The following is a 719-nucleotide window of genomic DNA, read 5'->3' as shown; positions in this document are numbered from 1 at the left end:
GTTTATTAATACTAGAAAAGAAGAAAATTGCCCTCCAAACTCGATAGAAACAGATTTTAATGATTTATACGACATAATCCATAAAAACACAGTTATATATACTGATGAAGATTTAAAACTGGTTTTAAATAAAAAAAAATATAAATACATCGATAATCAAGGAGCTCATCCTCAAAATATTATTGTAGCTGAAATAGAGTTATCATTAATGTATAAACAGGACATCAAAGATAAAATTATTTTAGCTAGTCATTTTTATAATACTCACAATACTTATTGGTTAGGTATTAATGAGTATTATATTAGTCCTAATGGTGATATTTATTTATCACAAATAAAAGATTTAGGCTTTCGTACTGAGTTTATATTTTGGAAACATTATCAAATTGATAAGGAGAATTTACAATTTAAACTAAAAAAATTATTAATCAATGATTCTTACCAATATCAAATTATTTATCCAGATCAATTTAAAGTACTAAACCAATCCTCTTCATCGGTGTTTAAAACTGACAAGCTAAAAACTTGTTATCAAAACGAATATAGTAGTACTATGTGTATTTTGGATTCCTATCGTTATTACCACGATATTTTATCTCAAAAGCTAGTATCCCTTGCAGAAAAAAATCCAACGGTTAATGAGAATATAGACATAATTGATAAAGAGATAAATCAAATTTGCTTAACATTTCCGCCACCAGTTTATCTCGATGAACTGG

The 719-nt window shown here is 26.3% G+C and carries 1 protein-coding gene; it reads left to right on the top strand.

Translation table 11 applies throughout. The annotated features are described in order from the left end of the window. Positions 1-719: hypothetical protein (locus A9G11_RS14550; protein WP_176701290.1), on the top strand; the 719-nt coding region annotated here is incomplete at both ends.

This window comes from Gilliamella sp. wkB108, from assembly GCF_001690195.1.
Classification (GTDB): domain Bacteria; phylum Pseudomonadota; class Gammaproteobacteria; order Enterobacterales; family Orbaceae; genus Gilliamella; species Gilliamella apicola_L.
The sequence above is the reverse complement of the archived record's forward strand: the minus strand, read 5'-3'. Positions and strand labels throughout refer to the sequence as shown.